We start from the raw sequence: 20,657 nt of genomic DNA, 5'->3' as shown, positions 1-20,657 counted from the left end.
ACCGGCGGGGGAGGGCGTGGCCGCCCGCGCGTCCGCCGACAGCAGGAGTCCCCGCCATGAGCACCGGCACCCGTGAACCCGCGATCGCCCGGGCGATGCGGCCCGTCAACTCGGTCGTCGAGAAGTACATCCCGTCCGCGCTCAACTTCGCCATCCTGCTGAGCGTCGCCGTCGGGCTCATGGCCCTGCTGCTCACCGACGCCGGACCCGCCGACGTGCTGCGCGGCTGGGGCGAGGGGCTCGCCGGGCTGCTCGCGTTCATGACGCAGATGGCGCTGATCCTGCTGCTGGGCCACGCCCTCGCCAACACCCGTCCCGTGCGCCGGCTGCTCGGCGCCCTGGCGCAGGTGCCCCGGACGCCCCTCCAGGCGTACGTGTTCGTGTTCCTGGTGGCGGCGGTCGCCTCCCTCATCACGTGGGGGCTCGGCCTCGTCGTCGGCGCCCTGCTCGCCCGCGACGTCGCCGCCGCGGGGGACCGACGCGGCCTGGAGCTGAGCTTCCCGATGCTCGTGGCCTCCGGGTTCTCCGGGTTCGTGGTCTGGCACATGGGCTACTCCGGGTCCGGGCCGCTCACCGCGGCCACCCCCGGCTCCTTCATCGAGGAGCAGCTCGGACGCACCGTGACCATCACCGAGACCACGTTCTCCGCCTGGAACCTCACCGCCGTCGTCGCCACCGTGGTCCTCGTCGCGCTGGCCCTGTGGCTCATCGCGCCCCGGGCCGTGGACCCCGCCCACCGGATGACCGCCGCCGCCCTCGCCGCCTCGGAGCAGACGGTCACCGAGGAGGAGGTCGTCACCCCCGCCGACCGGCTCGACGCCAGCCGGGTCCCCACCCTGGTCGTGGGACTGGCGCTCGCCGGCTACCTGGTGCTGCACTTCGCCGAGGGCGGGACGGTGACGCTCGATGTCGTGAACTGGATGTTCCTGGGCCTGATCTTCCTGCTCGCGCGCAACGCCTTCGAGGTCATGGCGCTGATCAAGAACGCCGCCGCGAACGTGGGCGACATCCTCCTGCAGTTCCCGCTCTACGCCGGGATCATGGGGATGATGGCGGCGACCGGCCTGATCCAGGTGCTCTCCGACTCGGTCGTGGCCGTCGCCACGCCCCAGACGCTGGGGCTGCTCGCGTTCCTCTCGGCGGGGCTCGTGAACTTCTTCGTCCCCTCCGGCGGCGGGCAGGTGGCCGTGCAGGCCCCGATCCTGCTGGACGCCGGCGCCCGCCTCGACGTGGACCCGGCCGTGGTGATCATGGCGATCTCCTACGGCGACCAGTGGACCAACATGATCCAGCCGTTCTGGGCGCTGCCGCTGCTGGCCATCGCCGGGCTCAAGATCCGCGACATCCTGGGCTACACCACCGTGGTGCTCGTGGTCTCGGGCCTGGTGTTCGGGGCGACCCTGCTGCTCGTCGGCGCGGGCTGAGCGGGCCTCGGCCCGCGCCGCCGGCTCCGTGCCGCTGGATCCGTGCCGCGGCGGCCGGGGAGCGTGTGCTCAGGCGGTGCGCTCCGGGGCGCCGCGGCCGGTGCCGTGGCGCAGGAAGTCGGCGCTCGAGGGCACGCGCGGGTGGTACCGGCGGTCGAGGAGGGTGTTGGCCGCCCAGCTCAGCAGGTCCCGCTCGCGGACCGGCAGGTCCAGGCACTGGTGCAGGTACGCGCTGACCTCGAGCTCGTCGGCCGTCCCGCCCAGGTACAGGTAGCGGACCCAGAGCCGGCGGTGCCCGATCGACGCCCGCTCGAGCGCCTGGTGCAGTCCGACGGCTTGTTCCCGGCCCAGGGAGTCCTCCATCGTGGTTCCTTCCGTGCGGTGCGGGGGTAGGGGGGTGCGGAAGCAGGGTGCTCGAGCTCCGGAGGGAGCACGCACCCGCACCCACAGGCTCCACGGTAGGAAGGCGGCCGTGCCGGGGCCACGGTATTAGCGGAGGTACACCATTGTGTCCGAGTGTGAGGGAACACCCGGCCGGCACCCAGGCGACGCCGAGCCGCCCGGCCGGGTCAGGAGCCGACGACCGCCCCGTAGAGCTCCTCGAAGCGGGCGCGCGCGGCGCGGTAGTGCTCCGCGCGTCCGGGCACCGGCCGGTGCTCCGGCCCGTAGGGCGGGGAGGCCCGCTCCACGTCCGGGGCGAGGCTCTCGAGGGCGAGCAGGGCGGTGCCGCGCAGGGTCGCCCGCTTGAACTCGGCCCGCGCCACCGGCTTGCCGAGGGCGTCGGCGAGCAGCTGCAGCAGCTCCGGCACGTCCTGCGACGCGCTGCCGGAGGCCACCACGCGGTCCACGCCGCCGGCGGCGTCCTCGAGCTGCTCGGCCACCCGGGCGTACGAGACCGCGACGCCCTCGAGCACCCCGCGGGCCAGGTCGGCCCCCGTGCTGGAGGCCGAGACGCCGGCGAACACCGCCCGGGCGCCGCCGGCCCAGCCCGTCGAGCGCTCGCCCGTGAAGAACGGCAGGACCACGGGGGTGGATCCGGACACGTCCGCGGCGGCGACGTCCGCGAGCGCGGTGCCCTCCGGCAGGGCCACCGTGCGCTCGAGCCAGGCGAGCGCCCGGCCGACGTCGTTGAGGGCCCCGCCCAGCAGGCACCGCCGCGCGTCCACGCGGTAGCACCACAGCCCCGGCGGCACCCGCTCGGGGATCCGGTGCAGCAGCACGCGCGCGGCCCCCGAGGTGGCGGTGGACACGACCATCGTCGAGGCGTCGGTGCCGCCCGTGCCGAGGTTCGCGCTCAGCCCGTCGGCCACCGGCGCGAACCACGCCGCGCCCTCGAGGACCGGCCAGCGCTCGGCCACGGACGCCGCGACGTCCGGGATCGGCTCGTGCGGGTCGGCGAGCGGGTTGAACTGCTCCGCGTCCAGCCCGCAGGCCAGGAGCAGGGGCTCGTCCCACCGGCCCGTGCGGCGGTCCAGCATCCCGGTCCACGCGGCCGTGGCGGTCCCGGCGCGCGCGGTGCCCAGCAGGCGCAGGTGCACGTACTCGCCCAGGGACATCCACCGCCGGGCCCGCTCCCACGCCTCCGGGTCCGTCTCCCGGAGCCACCGCAGCCGCGGGGCCAGGTACGAGGTGTGCAGGCGGGCGCCCGTGCGCTGCAGGGCGGCGGGCTCGTCGAGCTCGCCGCGCAGCCCGGCCAGCTGCTCAGCGCACCGGGAGTCGGCGTAGGTGAAGCACGTGGTGACCGCGGCGCCGTCGGTCCCGACGCCGACCAGCGAGGACGCGAAGGTGTCCAGGGCGACGCCCGCGACCCGGCCGGCCAGTGCGGGTTCGGCCAGGACGAGGTCGAGGACCGCCGCGAGCTCCTCCGTCACCTGGTCGGGGTCGATCACGGAGGTCCCGTCCGCCGCGGTGGTGAACTCGTGCTCGACCTTGTGCCGGTAGCCCCGCACGGGGGTCCCCGTGGCGTCGTGCAGACCGCCCCGGCTGCCCGTGGAGCCGACGTCCAGGGCCATCACCAGCGGGTCGAGGGCCTCGCGCAGGTCCACGCTGAACGCGGCGCCGTCGTCCGGCCGTGGGGGCGTCGGGTGGTGGCTCATGGTCGGCTCCTCCTGGGGGCTGCGCGGCTGGCCCCAGTGTAGGAGGCGGCGCGGCGCGACGGTCACATCGTGAGACGCGGGTCCGCCCACCAGGACGTTGCGGTCGAAAAGCGTATTCTGGACGGCGGACCGCCGGCGGCCGGCCCGGGTGCCCCACGGCCCGTGCGCCGCCCGCCCCGCCACCGGACATCCCCGACCGAGGAGACCCAGCTCCGCCATGCCCCACCTCCGCTCCCGCACCTCGACCCACGGCCGCAACATGGCCGGCGCCCGCGCCCTGTGGCGCGCCACCGGCATGGGCGACGACGACTTCGGGAAGCCGATCGTCGCGATCGCGAACTCCTACACGCAGTTCGTGCCGGGCCACGTGCACCTCAAGGACATGGGCGACCTCGTGGCCTCCGCGATCCGGGAGGCGGGGGGCGTGGCCAAGGAGTTCAACACCATCGCGGTCGACGACGGCATCGCGATGGGCCACGACGGGATGCTCTACTCCCTGCCCTCCCGCGACATCATCGCGGACTCCGTGGAGTACATGGTCAACGCCCACCGGGCCGACGCCCTGGTCTGCATCTCCAACTGCGACAAGATCACGCCGGGCATGCTGCTGGCCGCGCTGCGGCTGAACATCCCGGTGGTCTTCGTCTCCGGCGGGCCCATGGAGTCCGGCGAGGCCGTCGAGGGCGTCGTGGAGCACCGCCTGGACCTCGTGGACGCGATGTCCATGGCCGTCGACGAGTCCGTCACCGACGAGCAGCTGGGCCAGATCGAGCGCAACGCCTGCCCCACCTGCGGGTCCTGCTCGGGCATGTTCACCGCCAACTCCATGAACTGCCTCACCGAGGCCCTCGGCCTGTCCCTGCCCGGCAACGGCACCACGCTGGCCACCCAGGTGGCCCGCAAGGAGCTCTTCCTCGAGGCCGGCCGCCGGGTGGTGGACCTGTGCTGCCGGTACTACGAGCAGGACGACGAGTCCGTGCTCCCGCGCAACATCGCCACCAAGGCCGCGTTCGAGAACGCCATGGCCCTGGACATCGCCATGGGCGGGTCCACCAACACGATCCTGCACATCCTCGCCGCGGCCCAGGAGGGCGAGGTCGACTTCACCCTCCCGGACATCGACGCCCTGTCCCGCCGGGTGCCCTGCCTGTGCAAGGTCGCGCCGAACTCCACCCGGTTCCACATCGAGCACGTGCACCGCGCCGGCGGGATCCCCGCGCTCCTCGGCGAGCTGCGCCGCGCGGGCCTGCTCAACGAGGACGTGCACGCGGTGCACGCCCCGGACCTGGCCACCTGGCTGGACGAGTGGGACGTCCGCAGCGGCCGGTCCTCGGAGCGCGCCCGGGCGCTCTTCCACGCCGCGCCCGGCGGCGTGCGCACCACGCAGGCGTTCTCCACGGCCAACACGTTCGAGTCCCTCGACCTCGACGGCGAGGACGGCTGCATCCGCTCGGTGGAGCACGCCTACACACGGGACGGCGGCCTGGCGATCCTCTACGGCAACATCGCCGAGGACGGGGCGGTCATCAAGACCGCCGGCATCGACGAGGAGCTGTTCCACTTCGTGGGGAGGGCCTTCGTGGTCGAGTCCCAGGACGAGGCCGTCTTCGAGATCCTGTCCAAGAACGTGGAGCCCGGCGACATCGTGGTCATCACCCACGAGGGCCCCAAGGGCGGTCCGGGCATGCAGGAGATGCTCTACCCGACCTCCTACCTCAAGGGCCTCGGCCTCGGCCGGGAGTGCGCGCTCGTCACCGACGGCCGCTTCTCCGGCGGCACCTCCGGCCTCTCGATCGGGCACATCTCCCCGGAGGCCGCCGCCGGCGGCGCCGTGGGCCTCATCGAGACCGGCGACGAGATCGAGATCGACGTCGCCCGGCGCGTGCTGCGCGTGAACGTGGACGACGCGACGCTGGCCGCCCGGCGGCAGGCCAGAGGGCCGGCCCCGTGGTACCCCACGAAGCCGCGCGAGCGCCAGGTCTCCAAGGCCCTGCGCGCCTACGCCTCGATGGTCACCTCCGCGGACAAGGGCGCCGTGCGCGTGATCTGACCCCCTCCGGCCGCGATCCCGGGGCCCGCAGGACACCGAGACGCGGGTCACTTCCACTAGAGTTCCGTCGGGGCGCGCAACCGCTGCGCCCGGTCTTTCACGCGGGCCCCGCAGACCCCACGCCGGGGACCCGCGTCCGTCACAGTTCGGAGCTGCAATGGAACTCATCACCGATCTCGTGGGCACCCTCGGCGGCTGGGTGTGGAACGTGGTCTTCGCCATCCTCATCGGGGTGGGCCTCTACCTGACCGTCCGCACCGGCGTGGTGCAGCTGCGGCTGGTCCCGGAGATGTTCCGGGTGCTCAACGACAAGCCCGGTCTGGCCGAGGACGGCCAGAAGGGCATCTCCGCGTTCCGTGCCTTCACCGTCTCCGCCGCGTCCCGGGTGGGCACCGGCAACATCGCCGGCGTCGCGATCGCCATCAGCCTGGGCGGGCCGGGCGCCGTGTTCTGGATGTGGGTGATCGCCGGCATCGGCGCGGCCAGCGCGTTCACGGAGTCCCTGCTGGGCCAGCTCTACAAGATCAAGGCGCCCACCGGCTACGTGGGCGGGCCCGCCTACTACATGGAGCGCGGCCTCGGCGCCCGCTGGATGGGGCTGCTCTTCGCGGTCGTCATCACCTTTACCTACGGGTTCGTGTTCAACTCCGTGCAGTCCAACTCGATCGTGGACGCGCTCGGCGGCTCCCTGGGCGTGGACATCGCGGCGGCGGAGGCCCTGTGGTTCCGGATCCTGGTCGGCGCCGTGCTCGTGGGGCTGACCGCCGCGATCATCTTCGGCGGCATCCGCCGGATCTCCGCGGTCTCCGAGATCGTCGTCCCGATCATGGCGGTGCTCTACCTCCTGCTGGGCCTGCTCGTGGTCTTCCTGAACCTCGGCGAGGTCCCCGCCGTGCTCGGCCAGATCCTCGAGGGGGCCTTCGGCATCCGCGAGTTCGTCACCGGCGGGCTGATCGGCGTCATCATCCAGGGCATGAAGCGCGGCCTGTTCTCCAACGAGGCCGGCATGGGGTCGGCCCCCAACGCCGGCGCCACCGCGTCCGTGTCCCACCCGGCGAAGCAGGGCTTCCTGCAGGCGCTCGGCGTGTACTTCGACACCTGGCTGATCTGCTCGATCACCGCGTTCATCGTGCTCCTCTCCAACCCCGAGTTCGGCGGCCGGGAGGGCGCGTCCCTGACCCAGTCCGCGCTGGCCCTGCAGCTGGGCAACTGGGCGGTGCACTTCCTGACCGTGGCGATCTTCCTGTTCGCGTTCACCTCCGTGATCGGCAACTACTACTACGGCGAGTCCAACGTCCGCTTCCTCACGGGCTCGCCCGCGGCGATGACCGCCTACCGCGTGCTGGTGCTGGTGTTCGTCTTCGGCGGCGCCGTGCTGGCCCTGGACCTCGTCTGGTCCCTGGCCGACCTGTTCATGGCGGTCATGGCCACCATCAACCTGGTGGCCCTGGTGCTGCTCGCCGGCGTGGCCGTCCGGGTGCTCCGGAACTACGAGGCCCAGCGCAAGCAGGGCCTCGAGCCGATCTTCCACAGCGGCGACGTCCCGGGCCTGTCCGGGCTCGGCGCGTGGGACGGCACCGACGTGGTGACCACCCGCGGCTACTGGGACGAGCTGGCGCAGAAGCCCACGAGGACCCGCTGACGGGCACGGAGCAGCAGGCCGGGGCCGGGACCGCGTGGCGGCCCCGGCCCCGGCCCCTCTACAGTGAGGTCATGGAATCTCGTACGGACATCGACGCCTCGGCCCTGCGGCAGCTGCAGGCCCCCCTCAAGGAACGCTACCGGGAGCACCCCGAGGAGGCCCGCACACCCCTGCACGCCCGCGGCGACTTCCGCGATCCCGGGCTCACGACCACCGTCGACTCGTGGGCCGGGCCGGTGCGGGCCGGCCTGCACGCCGCCACCGGCGGTGACGGCAGCGACGCCTGCTCCGGGGACATGCTCCTCGACGCGCTCGCGGCCTGCGCGGGCGTGACCCTGCGCAGCGTGGCGACGGCCATGGGCGTGCCGATCCGGTCGGCCGAGCTCCGCGCGGAGGGCATGTTCGACGCCCGCGGGACGCTGGGCCTGGACCGGTCCGTGGCCGTGGGGGTCCAGGACGTCGTCCTCACCGTCCGCCTCGACACCGACGCCGACGACGCCACCCTCCAGCGGCTGGCCAAGTCGACCGAGCGGTACTGCGTGGTCAGCCAGAGCCTGAACACGGACGTGGCGTTCGTCGTCGAGCGCGTGTAGCGGCCGCATCCTCGCCGGACGCGGAACGGCTCCGTGCGCCCCAGGGCGCACGGAGCCGTTCCGCGTTCAGGACAGGACCTGGCGCCTCGACGAGATGACCCCGGTGTTGAAGCCGGCCAGGTGGAGCCCGCCGTGGAAGCGGGCGTGCTCGATCTTCAGGCAGCGGTCCATGACCACGGAGAGCCCGCCCTCCTCGGCGATCCGGGCGGCCTCCTCGTGCCAGGACCCCAGCTGCAGCCACAGGGTCCTCGCCCCGACGGCCACGGCCTCGTGGGCCACGCCGGGGAGGTCGTCGTGGCGCCGGAACGCGTCGACGACGTCGGGCGTCTCCGGCAGGTCCGTGAGGGACGGGTAGACGGGCCGGCCCATGATCTCCCGCAGCGCCGGGTTGACGAAGTACACCCGGTACGGCGAGGAGGACAGCAGGTAGGTCGAGACGAAGTAGGAGGCGCGGGACGGCTTGTCGGACGCGCCCACGACGGCGATCGACTCGGTGCCGTGCAGGATGCTCAGCCGCTCGGGCGCGCTCGGCCCAGTCCACGTGCGGGTCTCGGCGGTCATCGGAGCGCTCCTTCGGTCGTGACGTCGGCGTCGGCAGCGGCGGCGTCGGCGGTGTCGTCGGCGGTGGCGCCGGCCGCGCGGCCGGGGGTCTCCCGGGGCAGGCCGGTGGCCGCCGTGAGGGCCTGGTCGAGGTCCCAGAGGATGTCCTCGACGTCCTCGAGGCCCACCGACAGGCGGATGAGGTCCTCCCGCACCCCCGCGCCGACCAGCTGCTCGGCGCTCAGCTGCTGGTGCGTGGTGGAGGCGGGGTGCAGGACGAGGGTGCGGGCGTCGCCGATGTTGGCGAGGTGGCTGGCCAGCTGCAGGTTCTCGATGAAGCGCGCGCCGACCTCCCGCCCTCCGAGCCGGTCCGTGGGGGAGACCCCGAACGCGAACACGGAGCCCGGGCCGAGGGGCAGGTACCGCCGGGCCCGCTCGTGGTGGGGGTGGCTCGGCAGCCCGGCCCAGTTGACGTAGGAGACCCGGGGGTCCTCCTCCAGCCACCGCGCGACGGCCCGCGCGTTGGCCAGGTGCGCGTCCATGCGCTGCGGCAGCGTCTCCACGCCCTGGAGCAGGTTCCAGGCGGACTGGGGCGCCAGGGCGGGGCCGATGTCCCGCAGCTGCTCGGTGCGCAGCCGGGTCAGGAATCCGTACTCCCCGAAGTTCCCCCACCAGGTGACGTCGTTGTACGTGGGCACCGGCTCCGTCATGGACGGGAAGTTGCCGTTCGCCCAGTCGAAGCGGCCGGACTCGACGACGACGCCGCCCAGCGTGGTGCCGTGCCCGCCCAGGAACTTGGTGGCCGAGTGGATGACGATGTCCGCCCCGTGCTCGATCGGGCGGACCAGGTACGGCGGGGTCATGGTCGAGTCGACGACCAGCGGCACGCCGGCCTCGTGCGCGACCGCCGCCAGGCCCTCCAGGTCCGCGACGTCGCCGGAGGGGTTGGCCACGACCTCCGTGTAGACGGCCTTGGTGCCCGGGTGCACCGCCGCCCGGTAGTCGGCGGGGTCGGTGCCGGGGACGAACGTGGTCTCGATCCCGAAGCGGCGCAGGGTGACGTCCAGCTGGGTGACCGTGCCCCCGTAGAGCTGGGCGGAGGCCACGATGTGGTCCCCGGCCTGGGCGAGCGCGGCGAACACGAGGAACTCGGCGGACATGCCGGAGGCGGTGGCCACGGCGCCGATGCCGCCCTCGAGGGACGCAATGCGCTCCTCGAACGCCGCGACGGTCGGGTTGCCGATGCGGGAGTAGATGTTGCCGTACTTCTGCAGGGCGAACAGGTTGGCGGCGTCGTCGGCGTCCTTGAAGACGAACGAGGTGGTCTGGTAGATCGGGACCGCACGGGCGCCGTGCTCGGCGTCGGGGGTGCCCCCGGCGTGCAGGGCGCGGGTGCGGAACCCGAACTGGTGGTCGGCCATGGGGAAGCTCCTCGTGCGAGTGGTGCCGCTGGACGGTCCCGGACGTCAGGAGGGTCCCGGCGGGGGTGCCGGGGGTGCGGTGCCCCATCGGTCCTGGCGGTAGCACCGTGCGGTCTGCGACGTCGACCACGGTTGCTGCGGCGTCATCGGTCCAGGTCCCTCGGCCGCTCGGGATGGCTGCCTCCCATTGTGCTGCCCGGGGCCGCCCCGCGCCAACCGCGGGCCCGGGCCGGCCCGCCCGCACACCGGGCGGGCCGGCCGGAGCGCTATGATCTGCGCCATGCGCGGAAGGCGCCCGCCTCCCCCGCGCCCACGACGCTGCGGAGGACCAGGTGACGAGGACACGGCACTACACCATCGACGTGATCGCCGGCGACGGCATCGGCCAGGAGGTCATGCCGTCCGCGCTGCGCTGCGTCGACGCGCTGGCGCAGGCGCACGGCTTCACCGTCGACTGGCGCGAACGGGGGTGGGGCTCCGACCACTACCGGGCCCACTCCCGGATGATGCCCGTCGACGGCATCGAACAGCTCGCCTCCGGCGACGGCGTCCTGCTCGGGGCGGTGGGCGCCCCGGACATCCCCGACGACGTCACCCTGTGGGGCCTGCTGATCCCCATCCGCCGCGAGTTCCACCAGTACGTCAACCTCCGGCCGATCCGGATCCTCCCGGGCGTGACCTCGCCCCTGCGCGGGCTCGACGAGCTGGACCTCGTCGTCGTCCGCGAGAACATCGAGGGCGAGTACTCCGAGGTCGGCGGCCGGCTCTACCGCGGCCGGCCCGAGGAGATGGCCGTCCAGGAGTCCGTGTTCACCCGCGCCGGCGTCACTCGGATCGCCCGCTACGCCGCCGAGCTGGCCCAGCGCCGCACGGGCCGGCTGGTCTCGGCCACGAAGTCCAACGGCATCATCCACACCATGCCGTTCTGGGACGAGGTCGTGGAGGCCACGGTCGCCGAGTACCCGGGCGTGACGGTCGAGAAGGTCCTCATCGACGCGCTGGCCGCCCGGATGGTCCTCAAGCCGCGGAGCGTCGACGTGATCGTCGCCTCCAACCTCTTCGGCGACATCCTCTCCGACCTCGCCGCCGGGGCTGCCGGCTCGATCGGTGTCGCCCCCAGCGCCAACCTGAACCCGGAGAAGACCCACCCGTCCATGTTCGAGCCGGTGCACGGCTCCGCCCCCGACATCGCCGGACAGGGCGTCGCCAACCCCGTGGGCACGATGTGGGCGGCCGCCATGATGCTGGACCACCTCGGGGAGACCGGGGCGGCCCGGCACCTGGAGTCCGCCTTCGAGCAGACCATGGCCGGCGGCACCCTGACCGGGGACCTCGGCGGGACGGCGAGCACGGAGCAGTTCACGCAGGCCGTGCTGGCCCGGTGCACCGACGCCCCCTGACGCAGGAGGTGGCACGACCAGGGGGCCCGTGGACACCCATGGGCCCCCCTGCGCCGGGACGAGGACGGGCTAGATCACCAGGCCCAGGGCGAAGGGCCCGATGAGCACGGTGAAGATCGTGATCAGGATGACGCCCACGATGTTGAGGACGATGCCGCCGCGCACCATCTCGGCGATCTTGACCTGGCCGGTGGCGAAGACGATGGCGTTGGGCGGGGTGCCCACGGGGAGCATGAACGCGCACGTGGCCGCCAGCGCCGCCGGGATGAGCAGCGTCATGGGGTCCACCCCGATGCCGACGGCGACGCCGCCCAGGATCGGGATGAAGGTGGCCGCCGTGGCGGTGTTGGACGTGATCTCGGTCAGGAGCAGGACGATCGTGACCACCGCCGCGAGCAGCAGGACGATCGGCAGCGCGCCGAGCCCGGAGACCTGCGCGCCGAACCAGGCGTCCAGGCCCGTGCCGGCCACGGCCGCGGCCAGCGACAGGCCGCCGCCGAAGAGCAGGAGCACGCCCCACGGGAGGCCCTCCTCGGCGTCCTTCCACTCCAGGGTCATGTTGCCCTGCTTGTCCCCGGGGAGCAGGAAGAGCAGCACGCCGGCGCCGATGGCGACCACCGTGTCGTCGAAGAGGTCCAGCCAGGGCAGCTGCTCGCCGATGGTGCCGATGCCGGACAGCAGCCCCGGGACGATCCAGAAGAACGCGGCGATGACGAACACGACGAGGACGGTCCTCTCGCCCTTGCTCATGGGCCCCAGGGCGGCGATCTCCTCGTTGATCAGCTCCTTGCCGCCGGGCACCTCCGCCAGGTCGAAGCGGAAGATGACGCGGGTGATGAGCAGCCAGGCGAGGCCGATGAAGACCACCACGATCGGCACGCCGAGCATCATCCACTGCGCGAAGCCCACGGTCCGGTCTAGCTCGTCGCTGATGTAGCCGGCCACGATGGCGTTGGGCGGGGAGCCCAGCAGGGTGCCGAGGCCGCCGATGGTGGCGGCCCAGGCGATCGCCAGGACCAGGGCCACGCCGAACAGGCGCACGTCGCGGTCGTCGATGACGTCGCTGATGGCCTTGCCGCCGCGGATGTCCTCGCCCATGGCCTCGGTCTCGGCCCGGGTGCCGGCGTTGCGGCTGTTCTCGACCACCAGGGTCAGCACGGACAGCCCGATCGGCAGCATCATCAGCGTGGTCGCGGTGTTGGAGACCCACATGGAGAGGAAGGCCGTGGAGATCATCAGGCCGAGGATGATCTGCCGCGGGTGGGTGCCCACCCGGCGCAGGGTCAGCAGCGCGATCCGGCGGTGCAGGTTCCACTTCTGCATGGCGATCGCGATCAGGAAGCCGCCGAGGAACAGGAACACGATCGGGTTGGCGTAGGGTGCGGTCGTCTCGGCCACGGTGAGCGCCGTGAGCACCGGGAAGAGCACGATGGGCAGCAGCGAGGTGATGGACAGCGGCACCGCCTCGGTCATCCACCAGACCGCCATCAGCGTGGCGACCGCACCCACCACCCGGGCGTCGGCCGAGACGTCCGCGCCGCCGAGCAGGAACCAGACCAGGAAGGCCAGCAGCAGGCCGAGGCCGCGGAAGAGCCAGGTCTTCGCCGCCGGGCGGGCAGGTTCACGGTCGTCGGGCTCGTAGTCGAACTCGCCCTGTTCGGGGACGATCTTTCCGGGGCGCTCGCTCATGTGATCCACCTCATGGTCTCGGGGGCGTGCCCGAAAGGTAGCAGTCACGTCACGGGGCGGCAAGGCGCGCCGCGCCGGGTCATCCGGGGTCCGGGGCGTCCCTGCTCCGGCGCGGGAAACGGTTGCGCAGGTTCTCCTGCGCCACCGCGGAGAGGTTCTCGATCGGCAGCCCGGCCGGGCAGACCTCCACGCAGTCGCCGAGCAGGGAGCAGGGCCCGAACTGCTCCTCGGAGGCGTCGATCACCCGGGCGGAACGCTCGCGGCGCTCGGCGTCGTCCTTGGCCAGCGGCGGCAGCTCCCGCAGCATCGTGCCCACGAACAGCTGGCCGGACCCGTTGGGGCAGGACGCCACGCACGCCCCGCAGCTGATGCAGCCGCCGTTGGCCAGGGCCTTCATCGCCACCGGGAACTTGCCCGCCTTCGCCACGAGGCGCAGCGCCTTCTTGTCCACGGAGAGGTCCCGCTTGACCGGGAAGGACGCCGCCCGCAGCGGCTCGATGCGCACGCGGTCCCCGTCCCGGTAGGCCCCCAGGTGCTGCATGCAGCTCGCGGCGTTGCGCTCGGGGCCGTGCGCCACGCCGTCGACCGTCACCCCGCACTTGCCGCAGACCCCTTCGCGGCAGCCGTCGTCGAAGACCACCGGGTCCTCGCCGGCGGCCTCCAGCTGCGCGTTGATCCGGTCGAGCAGCTCGAGCACGGTCATGTCCGGGCTCGCGTCCGGGACGTCGTAGGCCGTGAAGTCCCCGGGCTCCTCCGGGGAGGGCTGACGCCACACGTCCACGGTCAGGGAGAAGGTGCTCACTCGCTCGGGTCCTTGTCGTCTCGAAGAAGGTCGTCCTGCAGGACGTCGTCCCGCAGGCGGGGGAGGGCGGCCACGGGGCTCAGCGCACCGCGCGGGTCAGCACGGCCACCGGGATCGTGGTGTTGCCGGCGGCCACCGCGGCGCCGAACGCGTTCGCCGCGATCCGCAGCCGCCGCTGGAAGCGCCGGTCACCGCCCACGCCCACGTCATTGGCGATCTCCGGGATGCCGTGCACCAGGTGGGCGGCCAGCGCCGCCATGGACAGGGCGTAGGCGGCGGCCACCGGCGGGCGGGAGAGGCTGGCCACGAGGTTGGCGTGGGCGCTGCCGTGCTCGAAGCCCCGGGCCGCGGCGGGCCGGGCGCCCAGGGTCAGGTCGAGCACGTGGAAGAGGGTGAACAGCCCGAGCACGCCGCCCGTGCTGCGCATCGAGCGCTTCGCCACCGTCCACGGGGAGCGACGACGGCCCCGCGGACGCCGGCCGGTGCGCGGCAGCAGCGTCCCGTTCGCCGCCCAGGACCGCGCGGTGAGCACCGCGGCGGCGCCCGTGTGGACCACGAGGCCGGCGGCGAGCACGCCGCGGGCCGTCCAGAGCACCGTGCCGCGCGGCAGCACGGGGGCGCCCGCCGTGCGGAGGAGCTCGGCGTAGGCGTCGAACTTCTCCGCGCCCTGGTAGACCTTCAGGTTCCCCAGCATGTGCACCAGCACGTAGCCCGAGAACAGGGCGCCGGAGGCTGCCATCGCGAGCTTGAGGTCGGTGTTCGGCAGAGCGGGCAGCAGCCCGTCCGGCGCGGAGCGGGCCGTGCCTGCGGGGCGGGGGGAGTCGTTCACGGCATTCATCCTAGGGGCGGTGCGGGCTGAGACGTCACAACTCTCAACGTCCTTGCGGAGAGGGTCGCGGACCGTCACGGAGCCGCGCCGAGGGATCGTTTCCCGCCTCCGCGGCGGCGCGAGGGGTCGTTTTCCGCCGGTGCGAGCAGCTCATTCCGACCGGAAGCGACCCCTCGCGGCCGGAGGAGCGCCGGAAGCGACCCCTCGCGGCCGGAGGAGCGCCGGAAGCGACCCCTCGCGGCGGGGGCTAGCGCCGTGCGGCCAGGACGTCGGCGATGCGCTCGAGGGACTCCTCGTTCTGCAGCGAGGACCGGTCGCCGAGCGGGGCGCCCTCCCACAGCTGCGCGAGCAGCCGCCGGGTGATCTTCCCGGACCGGGTCTTCGGCAGGTCGGGGACCGCCACGACCGCCCGCGGCTTGGCGATCGGCCCGATCTCGTGCGCCACGTGCTCGCGCAGGGCCGCGGTCAGCTCCTCCGCCGGGACCCGGCCGGCCTCGGGGGTCAGCACCACGTAGGCGAGCACCGCGTGCCCGGTCAGCTCGTCGCGCACCGGCGCCGCGCCGGCCTCCACCACCCACGGGTGGGTGACGAGCGCCGACTCGATCTCGATGGTGGACAGCCGGTGCCCGGAGACGTTGATGACGTCGTCGACCCGCCCCAGGATGTAGATGTCCCCCTCCGCGTCGTAGCGGGCGCCGTCCCCGGCCAGGAACCAGCCCTGCTCCGCGTAGGACTCCCAGTAGGAGGACAGGTAGCGCTGCGGGTCGCCCCACACGGTGCGGGCCATCGAGGGGCCGGTCCGGTCCACCACCACGAAGCCCTGCACCCCGGGCGGGACCGTCTCCCCGGCCTCGTCGACCACGCGGGTGGAGATCCCCGGGACCGCCCGGGTCGCGCAGCCGGGCTTGAGCGCGGTGCGCGGGGCTCCGTCGTCGAACGTCCCCGGGGGCGCGAACTGCGGGTCGTGCGGACGCGGGGACATCACGGTGGCGCCGGTCTCGGACTGCCACCACGTGTCCACGAACGGCACCTCGTCCCTGCCCAGCTGTGCGCGCAGCCAGCGCCAGGCCTCGGGGTTGATCGACTCGCCCACGGAGCCGAGCAGCCGGATCGAGTTGAGGTTGTAGAGCGGCGGGACGCCCTTCGGGAACGCGCCCATCAGGGAGCGGATCAGCGTGGGCGCCGTGTAGTAGGCGGTGACCCCGTAGCGCTCGATCACCTCGAAGTGCCGGCCCCAGTGCGGGGTGTTCGGGGTGCCCTCGTAGATCACCTCGGACACGCCGTTGACCAGCGGCCCGTAGATCTCGTAGGTGTGCGCGGTGACCCACGCGAGGTCCGCGGTGCACCAGTGGACGGTCGAGTCCACCTTCGCGGGGTCGTTGACGGTGGCCAGCTCGTCCGGGCGGAGCCGGCCCTCGTCGTCGAGCACGTCCGGCAGGAGGTCGAACAGCAGCGCGTGGGTGTAGGCGGTCTGCACGAGGTAGCCGCCCATCGTGTGCACCAGGCCCTTGGGCCGTCCGGTGGTCCCGGAGGTGTAGATGATGAACAGCGGCGTCTCGGCGTCGAACGCCTCGGGCACGTGCACGTCGGACTGCTCGGCGACCAGCTCGTGCCACCACACGTCCCGCCCGCGCGTCCACGGGACCGCGTCCTCCTCCTTCGAGTGCGTTCCCCGGGTGCCCCGCGGCAGGTCCGTGCGCCCGGGCCGGGAGGTGCGGCGCACGACGACGACGTGCTCGATCGCGTTGTCACCGCTGCAGGCCTCGTCGGCCACGGCCTTCACGGGCACCACGGCGCCGCGCCGGTGCTGCCCGTCCGTGGTCACGAGGACCTTGGCGCCGGTGTCCTCGACGCGGAAGCGCAGCGCCTCGGCGGAGAACCCGCCGAAGACCAGGGAGTGCACCGCGCCGATGCGGGCGCAGGCCAGCGTGATGATGACGGTCTCCGGGATGACGGGGAGGTAGATCACCACCCGGTCGCCCTGCTCCACGCCCAGCGCGAGCAGGGCGTTGGCGGCGCGGGAGACCTCCCGCTGCAGGTCGGCGTAGGTGTAGACCAGCCGGTCCCCGGGCTCCCCCTCGAAGTACAGGGCCACGTGGGCGCCGCGGCCGGCCTCGACGTGGCGGTCCACGCAGTTGTGGGCCACGTTGAGCCTGCCGCCCTCGAACCACGCGATCTCCGGGACCGACCAGGTGGGGCCGCCCTGCTCGTCCGTCCCGAGCCGCCGCGGGGCCTCGAAGCGGTGCGCGGTGGTCCACGGCCGCGCCCAGTCGAGGCGGGACGCCTGCGCCTCCCAGAAGGCGATCCGGGCCTCGTCCGAGACCAGGGCGGGATTGGGGGTGGGGGAGGAGGGGTCGCTCCAGCTGAAGCTCACGGTGCTGCTGTCCTTTCCGGCCGGCACGGACGACGGTTCCACTGTGCCAGGCGCACGTGTCAGGCCCATTTCTTGGCGGCCCACTTCTCGAAGACCCCCAGCAGCGCGTCCGTCGCCTTGCCGAGCACCGCGAGCAGCACGATGGCGAGCAGCAGGCGGTCGGTGCGGCCGTTGTTCTGCGAGTCGGTGAGCAGCCAGCCCAGGCCCATGGAGGCGCCCAGCAGCTCGGCGGCCACGAGGAACAGCCACGCCTGGGCCAGGGCCAGGCGCAGCCCCGAGATGACCGACGGCATGACGGCCGGCAGCTGCACCGTGGTGAGCAGGCGCAGCCCGTGCAGCCCGAACGCCCGCGCCGCCTCGATGAGGTTGCGGTCCACGTGCTGCAGGGCCGCGGAGACCGTGGTGTAGACCGGGAAGAACGCGCCGATGGCCACCAGCGTGACCTTGGAGTCCTCGCCGAGCCCGATCCACAGCAGCAGCAGCGGCACCCACGCCAGGGACGGCACCGCGCGGAACGCCCCGATCGTGGGGCCCACCAGCGTGGAGCCCCAGCGGGAGAGGCCGATGAAGGACCCGGCCACGAGGCCGAGCCCGGCGCCGATCAGGAAGCCGATCAGCACGCGCTGGGTCGAGATGCCCACGTGGGTCCACAGGTCCCCGCCGGCCAGCAGGCCGATCCCGGCCTCGAGCACCGCGAGCGGGGCCGGCAGCTGCACGGCGCTGAAGACCCCGGCGGTGGACAGCACGTGCCACAGCACCAGCAGCGCGGCGGGGAGCAGCAGGCCCAGCCCGGTGCGCAGCAGCGGCCGCCGCCGGGGGGCCGCGGCGGGGGCGTCCTCGAGACGCTGAGCCTCCTCGGCGGGGGCCAGGGGCTGCGTCACTGCCCGTCCCCGACCAGCTCGGCCGCGCGGGAGGCGTCGGCGTTCTCGGCGTAGGAGCTCTCCACGATGCTCCCGAGCGCCTCGTCGATCTGCTCCTGGCCGGCCACGTCGTCGGACTCCACGAAGATCGGCCCGACCTTCTCGAGGACCGCCAGCTGCTCGTCGCCCGGCACGTGGTCGATGTCCAGGTTGGTGCGCTCGAGCACCTTCTCGGCCACGGACAGCTCGATCCCGGCCGCCTCGGCGAGCAGCTGCGCGGTCTCCTCCGTGTTCTCCTGCGCCCACTGCCGGGCGTAGGCGTAGACGTCCACCACGGTCTGGGCGGCCTCGGGCTGCTCCTCGAGGAAGCTCTCGTGGGCGTTGAGGAAGCCGTAGGTGTTGAAGTCGACGTTGCGGTAGAACAGCTCCGCGCCGTTCTCCTCCGCGGCGGCCATGATCGGGTCGAGCCCGGACCAGGCGTCCACCTGGCCGTTCTCCAGGGCGGCGCGGCCGTCGGCGTGCTGCAGGTTCTGGATCGTGACGTCCCCGGCGTCCACCCCGGCCTCGTCGAGGGCCTGGAGCAGGAAGAAGTACGGGTCGGTGCCCTTGGTCGCGGCCACGGTGCGGCCCTCGAGGTCCGCGACCTCCTGCACCTCGCTGCCGGCGGTGGTGACCAGGGCGGACCACTCCGGCTGCGAGTAGAGATCGATCACCCGGATCGGGGTGCCGTTGCTGCGGGCCAGCAGCGCCGCGGAGCCCGCGGTGGAGCCGATGTCCACCGCCTCCGCGCGCAGCGCCTCGTTGGCCTTGTTCGACCCGGCGGACTGCACCCACTCCACCTCGATGCCCTCCTCGGCGAACGCGGTCTCGAGCCAGCCCTTCTCCTTGATCACCACGGAGAGCGGGTTGTAGGTGGCCCAGTCCACGCGGACGGTGCCGTCCCCGGCGGCCTCCGCGGGCGGCTCACCGGAGCCCTCACCGGCCATGCACCCGGTCAGGCCCAGGGCCAGGACGGCGGCGAGTGCGGGGACGGTGCGGACGGAGCGCTGGGGCAGGGGCATGGCGGAGCCTTTCGTGGTGGACGGACGGTGCCGGGCGGCGCGGGCGGGTGCCGCCGCTGGTCCGGGGAGGGGAGTCGGGGTGGGGGCGGGCCGCGTCAGCGGGTCGCGGGGTGGTGGGTGTCGACGCCGAGGTGGCCGAGGAGCTGCACGCGCAGCTCGGCGAGGACCTCGGAGGCCCGGTCCCGGGGGCGCTCGCCGGGGACGGCGAGGATCGTGCTGATCGAGGCGGGGGCGGTGGGCCCGGTCCGGCCTAGGACCACGATCCGGTCCGCGAGCTGCAGCGCCTCGTCGACGTCGTGGGTGACGAGCAGGACGGTGGTGGGCTGGGCCGCGTGGATCGTGAGCAGCAGGTCCTGCATCTTCAGGCGGGTCAGGGCGTCGAGCGCGCCGAAGGGCTCGTCGAGCAGCAGGACCCCGGGATTGCGGGCCAGGGCCCGGGCCAGGGACGCGCGCTGGGCCATGCCGCCGGAGATCGCGCGGGGACGGTGGCCGGCGTGCGCGGTGAGCCCCACCAGGCGCAGCAGGTCGTCGATCACGGCGTCCCCCTCGTCCCGGGGGAGTCCGCGGGGCAGGCCCAGGCGGACGTTCTCGCGCACCGAGCGCCACGGCAGCAGGCGGGGCTCCTGGAAGGCGACCGCGCAGCGCGGGTCGATGCCGGACACGGGGGTGCCGTCGATGAGCACCCGTCCGGCCGAGGCGGTGTCGAGCCCCGCCGCGGCCCGCAGGAGCGTGGACTTGCCGCACCCCGAGGGCCCCAGGACCGCCAGGACCTCGCCGGGCCGGGCCGTGACGTCCACGTCCTGCAGGACGTGGTGGGTCTCGCGGCCGGACGGGAAGGCCTTGCCGACGTGCTCGAAGGCCACGGAGAAGGCGCGCTTCGCGGCGCCCGGTGCGGTGGCCGGCGCAGAGCCCAGCAGGGAAGTGCTCATGATCAACTCCATCGGTCCTGGCATTAGCACCTCGCACGGAGGATCAGACGGATCCGTGCCGGTTGCTGCGACGTCGACGAGCCAGGTCTCTCAGCCGCTCCGGATGGTTACACCGCCAATTGAACGTCCTCGGCGTGTTCCCTGGCAAATCCGTCGCATCCGTGGTGATCGCGACACATCGCTGGCACGGGAGCCCTCCGTGCCGCACCATGGACCCATGACGAGCCGCAGCAGCCCGGCCCGGGCGGACCTGGTGCGCGACGCCTGCACGGCGTTCGGCGCGGTCCTCGACGGGCTCGGCGACGACGACTCCTGGGCCGCCACCGGCTGCCCGGGGTGGTCGGTCCGGGACCTCACCCACCACTGCGCGATGGACGCCCTGCGGGGGCTGGTCGCCCTGCACACGCCCACCACCGCCCGCCCCGACCGGGACGCCGCGACCTACTGGACCGACTGGGGCGGCGATCCCGCCGGGGCCGCCGAGGCCCGGCGCCACACCCGCGTGGTCGCGTCCATGGTCCTGGACTGGGAGCCGGTGCGCGCCCTCCACCGCGAGACCACCCGGGCGCTCGTGCACGCGGCGCAGCACTGCGGCGGCGGCGCGGTCCGCACCCAGGGGCACGTGCTGCGCGTCGAGGACCTGCTGAGCACCCTCGCGGTGGAGGCCACGGTGCACCACCTGGACCTGATCCAGCACCTGGACGGCTCCCCGGGTCCTGCTGTGGACGGGCTCGCCGAGGTCCGCCGGGTCCTCACCGACCTGTGGGAGCGGGAACCGCTCGAGCACTGGAGCGACGAGCACTTCGCCCGCGTGGGCACCGGCCGGGCGGAGCTGACCGCCCAGGAGCGGGCGGAGCTGGGCGCGCACGCGGACCTCCTGCCGCTCTTCTCCTGACCCTCCCCCCTCCGCGAGGTCGCACGTGGCGGCCACCTCGGGCGCGCCGGTC

General features: G+C 73.3%; 17 protein-coding genes and 2 riboswitches. Of the genes, 6 read left to right on the top strand and 11 right to left on the bottom strand.

The window, feature by feature from the left end:
• Positions 1 to 56: 56 nt before the first annotated feature.
• Positions 57 to 1,424, top strand: a complete 1,368-nt coding sequence (locus ACP7CD_RS08235; protein ID WP_426119907.1) for a short-chain fatty acid transporter — start codon at positions 57 to 59, stop codon at positions 1,422 to 1,424.
• Positions 1,425 to 1,493: 69 nt separating this feature from the next.
• Here the strand turns inward: ACP7CD_RS08235 and ACP7CD_RS08230 are convergent, their stop codons facing one another.
• The gene (locus ACP7CD_RS08230; RefSeq protein ID WP_052132987.1) at positions 1,494 to 1,787 is read right to left on the bottom strand and encodes a hypothetical protein; all 294 of its coding nucleotides are present in this window, start codon (positions 1,785 to 1,787) and stop codon (positions 1,494 to 1,496) included.
• Positions 1,788 to 1,993: 206 nt separating this feature from the next.
• Positions 1,994 to 3,520 (bottom strand): gluconokinase, encoded by a 1,527-nt coding sequence (locus tag ACP7CD_RS08225; protein ID WP_426119905.1) that lies wholly within the window; start codon positions 3,518 to 3,520, stop codon positions 1,994 to 1,996.
• A 217-nt stretch (positions 3,521 to 3,737) separates the two neighbouring features.
• Here ACP7CD_RS08225 and ilvD point away from each other — a divergent pair, with 217 nt between their 5' ends.
• The 3 genes from ilvD (at position 3,738) to ACP7CD_RS08210 (ending at position 7,805) form a co-directional block, all read left to right on the top strand.
• Positions 3,738 to 5,570, top strand: coding sequence for a dihydroxy-acid dehydratase (gene ilvD, locus ACP7CD_RS08220; protein ID WP_272026195.1), 1,833 nt, complete (start codon positions 3,738 to 3,740; stop codon positions 5,568 to 5,570).
• A 157-nt stretch (positions 5,571 to 5,727) separates the two neighbouring features.
• Positions 5,728 to 7,212, top strand: a complete 1,485-nt coding sequence (locus tag ACP7CD_RS08215; protein WP_426119902.1) for an alanine/glycine:cation symporter family protein — start codon at positions 5,728 to 5,730, stop codon at positions 7,210 to 7,212.
• Between the two features lie 71 nt (positions 7,213 to 7,283).
• The gene (locus ACP7CD_RS08210; RefSeq protein WP_206539742.1) at positions 7,284 to 7,805 is read left to right on the top strand and encodes an OsmC family protein; all 522 of its coding nucleotides are present in this window, start codon (positions 7,284 to 7,286) and stop codon (positions 7,803 to 7,805) included.
• Positions 7,806 to 7,871: 66 nt separating this feature from the next.
• On the opposite strand, the gene ACP7CD_RS08205 is transcribed toward ACP7CD_RS08210, so the two are convergent.
• Complete coding sequence (locus ACP7CD_RS08205; RefSeq protein WP_426119900.1) at positions 7,872 to 8,366, bottom strand: CoA-binding protein; 495 nt, start codon at positions 8,364 to 8,366, stop codon at positions 7,872 to 7,874.
• Positions 8,363 to 9,766, bottom strand: coding sequence for an O-acetylhomoserine aminocarboxypropyltransferase/cysteine synthase family protein (locus ACP7CD_RS08200; protein WP_426119898.1), 1,404 nt, complete (start codon positions 9,764 to 9,766; stop codon positions 8,363 to 8,365). Before ACP7CD_RS08200 ends, ACP7CD_RS08205 begins: the two co-directional genes overlap by 4 nt.
• A gap of 81 nt (positions 9,767 to 9,847) precedes the next feature.
• Positions 9,848 to 9,946: riboswitch (SAM riboswitch) on the bottom strand.
• A gap of 152 nt (positions 9,947 to 10,098) precedes the next feature.
• Here ACP7CD_RS08200 and ACP7CD_RS08195 point away from each other — a divergent pair.
• On the top strand, positions 10,099 to 11,166 hold the full coding sequence (locus ACP7CD_RS08195) for a tartrate dehydrogenase (RefSeq protein WP_426119896.1): 1,068 nt from the start codon (positions 10,099 to 10,101) through the stop codon (positions 11,164 to 11,166).
• Positions 11,167 to 11,235: 69 nt separating this feature from the next.
• Here the strand turns inward: ACP7CD_RS08195 and ACP7CD_RS08190 are convergent, their stop codons facing one another.
• The 7 genes from ACP7CD_RS08190 to ACP7CD_RS08160 all read right to left on the bottom strand — a co-directional run bounded on the left by ACP7CD_RS08190 (position 11,236) and on the right by ACP7CD_RS08160 (position 19,710).
• Positions 11,236 to 12,855, bottom strand: coding sequence for an SLC13 family permease (locus tag ACP7CD_RS08190; protein WP_426119894.1), 1,620 nt, complete (start codon positions 12,853 to 12,855; stop codon positions 11,236 to 11,238).
• A gap of 79 nt (positions 12,856 to 12,934) precedes the next feature.
• The gene (locus ACP7CD_RS08185; protein ID WP_017833855.1) at positions 12,935 to 13,657 is read right to left on the bottom strand and encodes a 2Fe-2S iron-sulfur cluster-binding protein; all 723 of its coding nucleotides are present in this window, start codon (positions 13,655 to 13,657) and stop codon (positions 12,935 to 12,937) included.
• A gap of 79 nt (positions 13,658 to 13,736) precedes the next feature.
• On the bottom strand, positions 13,737 to 14,495 hold the full coding sequence (locus ACP7CD_RS08180; protein ID WP_426119891.1) for a succinate dehydrogenase: 759 nt from the start codon (positions 14,493 to 14,495) through the stop codon (positions 13,737 to 13,739).
• Between the two features lie 238 nt (positions 14,496 to 14,733).
• A complete protein-coding gene (locus ACP7CD_RS08175; RefSeq protein ID WP_426119889.1) occupies positions 14,734 to 16,860 on the bottom strand; it encodes an AMP-binding protein in 2,127 nt (708 codons plus the stop codon).
• 59 nt (positions 16,861 to 16,919) lie between these two features.
• The gene (locus ACP7CD_RS08170) at positions 16,920 to 17,741 is read right to left on the bottom strand and encodes an ABC transporter permease (RefSeq protein WP_095649792.1); all 822 of its coding nucleotides are present in this window, start codon (positions 17,739 to 17,741) and stop codon (positions 16,920 to 16,922) included.
• Positions 17,738 to 18,781: an aliphatic sulfonate ABC transporter substrate-binding protein gene (locus ACP7CD_RS08165; RefSeq protein ID WP_426119887.1), complete on the bottom strand. Its 1,044-nt coding sequence runs from the start codon at positions 18,779 to 18,781 to the stop codon at positions 17,738 to 17,740. The genes ACP7CD_RS08170 and ACP7CD_RS08165 overlap by 4 nt, the downstream gene beginning before the upstream one ends.
• A 95-nt stretch (positions 18,782 to 18,876) precedes the next feature.
• Positions 18,877 to 19,710 (bottom strand): ABC transporter ATP-binding protein, encoded by an 834-nt coding sequence (locus ACP7CD_RS08160; protein WP_426119885.1) that lies wholly within the window; start codon positions 19,708 to 19,710, stop codon positions 18,877 to 18,879.
• 5 nt (positions 19,711 to 19,715) lie between these two features.
• A riboswitch (SAM riboswitch) is annotated at positions 19,716 to 19,820 on the bottom strand.
• A 107-nt stretch (positions 19,821 to 19,927) separates the two neighbouring features.
• Here ACP7CD_RS08160 and ACP7CD_RS08155 point away from each other — a divergent pair.
• Positions 19,928 to 20,605 carry a maleylpyruvate isomerase N-terminal domain-containing protein gene (locus ACP7CD_RS08155; protein ID WP_426119883.1) on the top strand — a complete coding sequence of 226 codons (678 nt, stop codon included), beginning with the start codon at positions 19,928 to 19,930 and terminating at the stop codon, positions 20,603 to 20,605.
• The last annotated feature ends 52 nt before the right edge of the window (positions 20,606 to 20,657 follow it).

Origin of the sequence: Kocuria sp. LHG3120, from assembly GCF_049897445.1 — a bacterium.
Classification (GTDB): domain Bacteria; phylum Actinomycetota; class Actinomycetes; order Actinomycetales; family Micrococcaceae; genus Kocuria; species Kocuria rosea.
The sequence above is the reverse complement of the archived record's forward strand: the minus strand, read 5'-3'. Positions and strand labels throughout refer to the sequence as shown.

Coding starts and splice junctions, on each gene's coding strand:
- ACP7CD_RS08205 (WP_426119900.1), bottom strand. CDS start 8,366: ATGACCGCCGAGACCCGCACGTGGACTGGGCCGAGCGCGCCCGAGCGG.
- ACP7CD_RS08190 (WP_426119894.1), bottom strand. CDS start 12,855: ATGAGCGAGCGCCCCGGAAAGATCGTCCCCGAACAGGGCGAGTTCGAC.
- ACP7CD_RS08210 (WP_206539742.1), top strand. CDS start 7,284: ATGGAATCTCGTACGGACATCGACGCCTCGGCCCTGCGGCAGCTGCAG.
- ACP7CD_RS08225 (WP_426119905.1), bottom strand. CDS start 3,520: ATGAGCCACCACCCGACGCCCCCACGGCCGGACGACGGCGCCGCGTTC.
- ACP7CD_RS08165 (WP_426119887.1), bottom strand. CDS start 18,781: ATGCCCCTGCCCCAGCGCTCCGTCCGCACCGTCCCCGCACTCGCCGCC.
- ACP7CD_RS08160 (WP_426119885.1), bottom strand. CDS start 19,710: ATGAGCACTTCCCTGCTGGGCTCTGCGCCGGCCACCGCACCGGGCGCC.
- ACP7CD_RS08155 (WP_426119883.1), top strand. CDS start 19,928: ATGACGAGCCGCAGCAGCCCGGCCCGGGCGGACCTGGTGCGCGACGCC.
- ACP7CD_RS08230 (WP_052132987.1), bottom strand. CDS start 1,787: ATGGAGGACTCCCTGGGCCGGGAACAAGCCGTCGGACTGCACCAGGCG.
- ACP7CD_RS08215 (WP_426119902.1), top strand. CDS start 5,728: ATGGAACTCATCACCGATCTCGTGGGCACCCTCGGCGGCTGGGTGTGG.
- ilvD (WP_272026195.1), top strand. CDS start 3,738: ATGCCCCACCTCCGCTCCCGCACCTCGACCCACGGCCGCAACATGGCC.
- ACP7CD_RS08180 (WP_426119891.1), bottom strand. CDS start 14,495: ATGAATGCCGTGAACGACTCCCCCCGCCCCGCAGGCACGGCCCGCTCC.
- ACP7CD_RS08235 (WP_426119907.1), top strand. CDS start 57: ATGAGCACCGGCACCCGTGAACCCGCGATCGCCCGGGCGATGCGGCCC.
- ACP7CD_RS08200 (WP_426119898.1), bottom strand. CDS start 9,766: ATGGCCGACCACCAGTTCGGGTTCCGCACCCGCGCCCTGCACGCCGGG.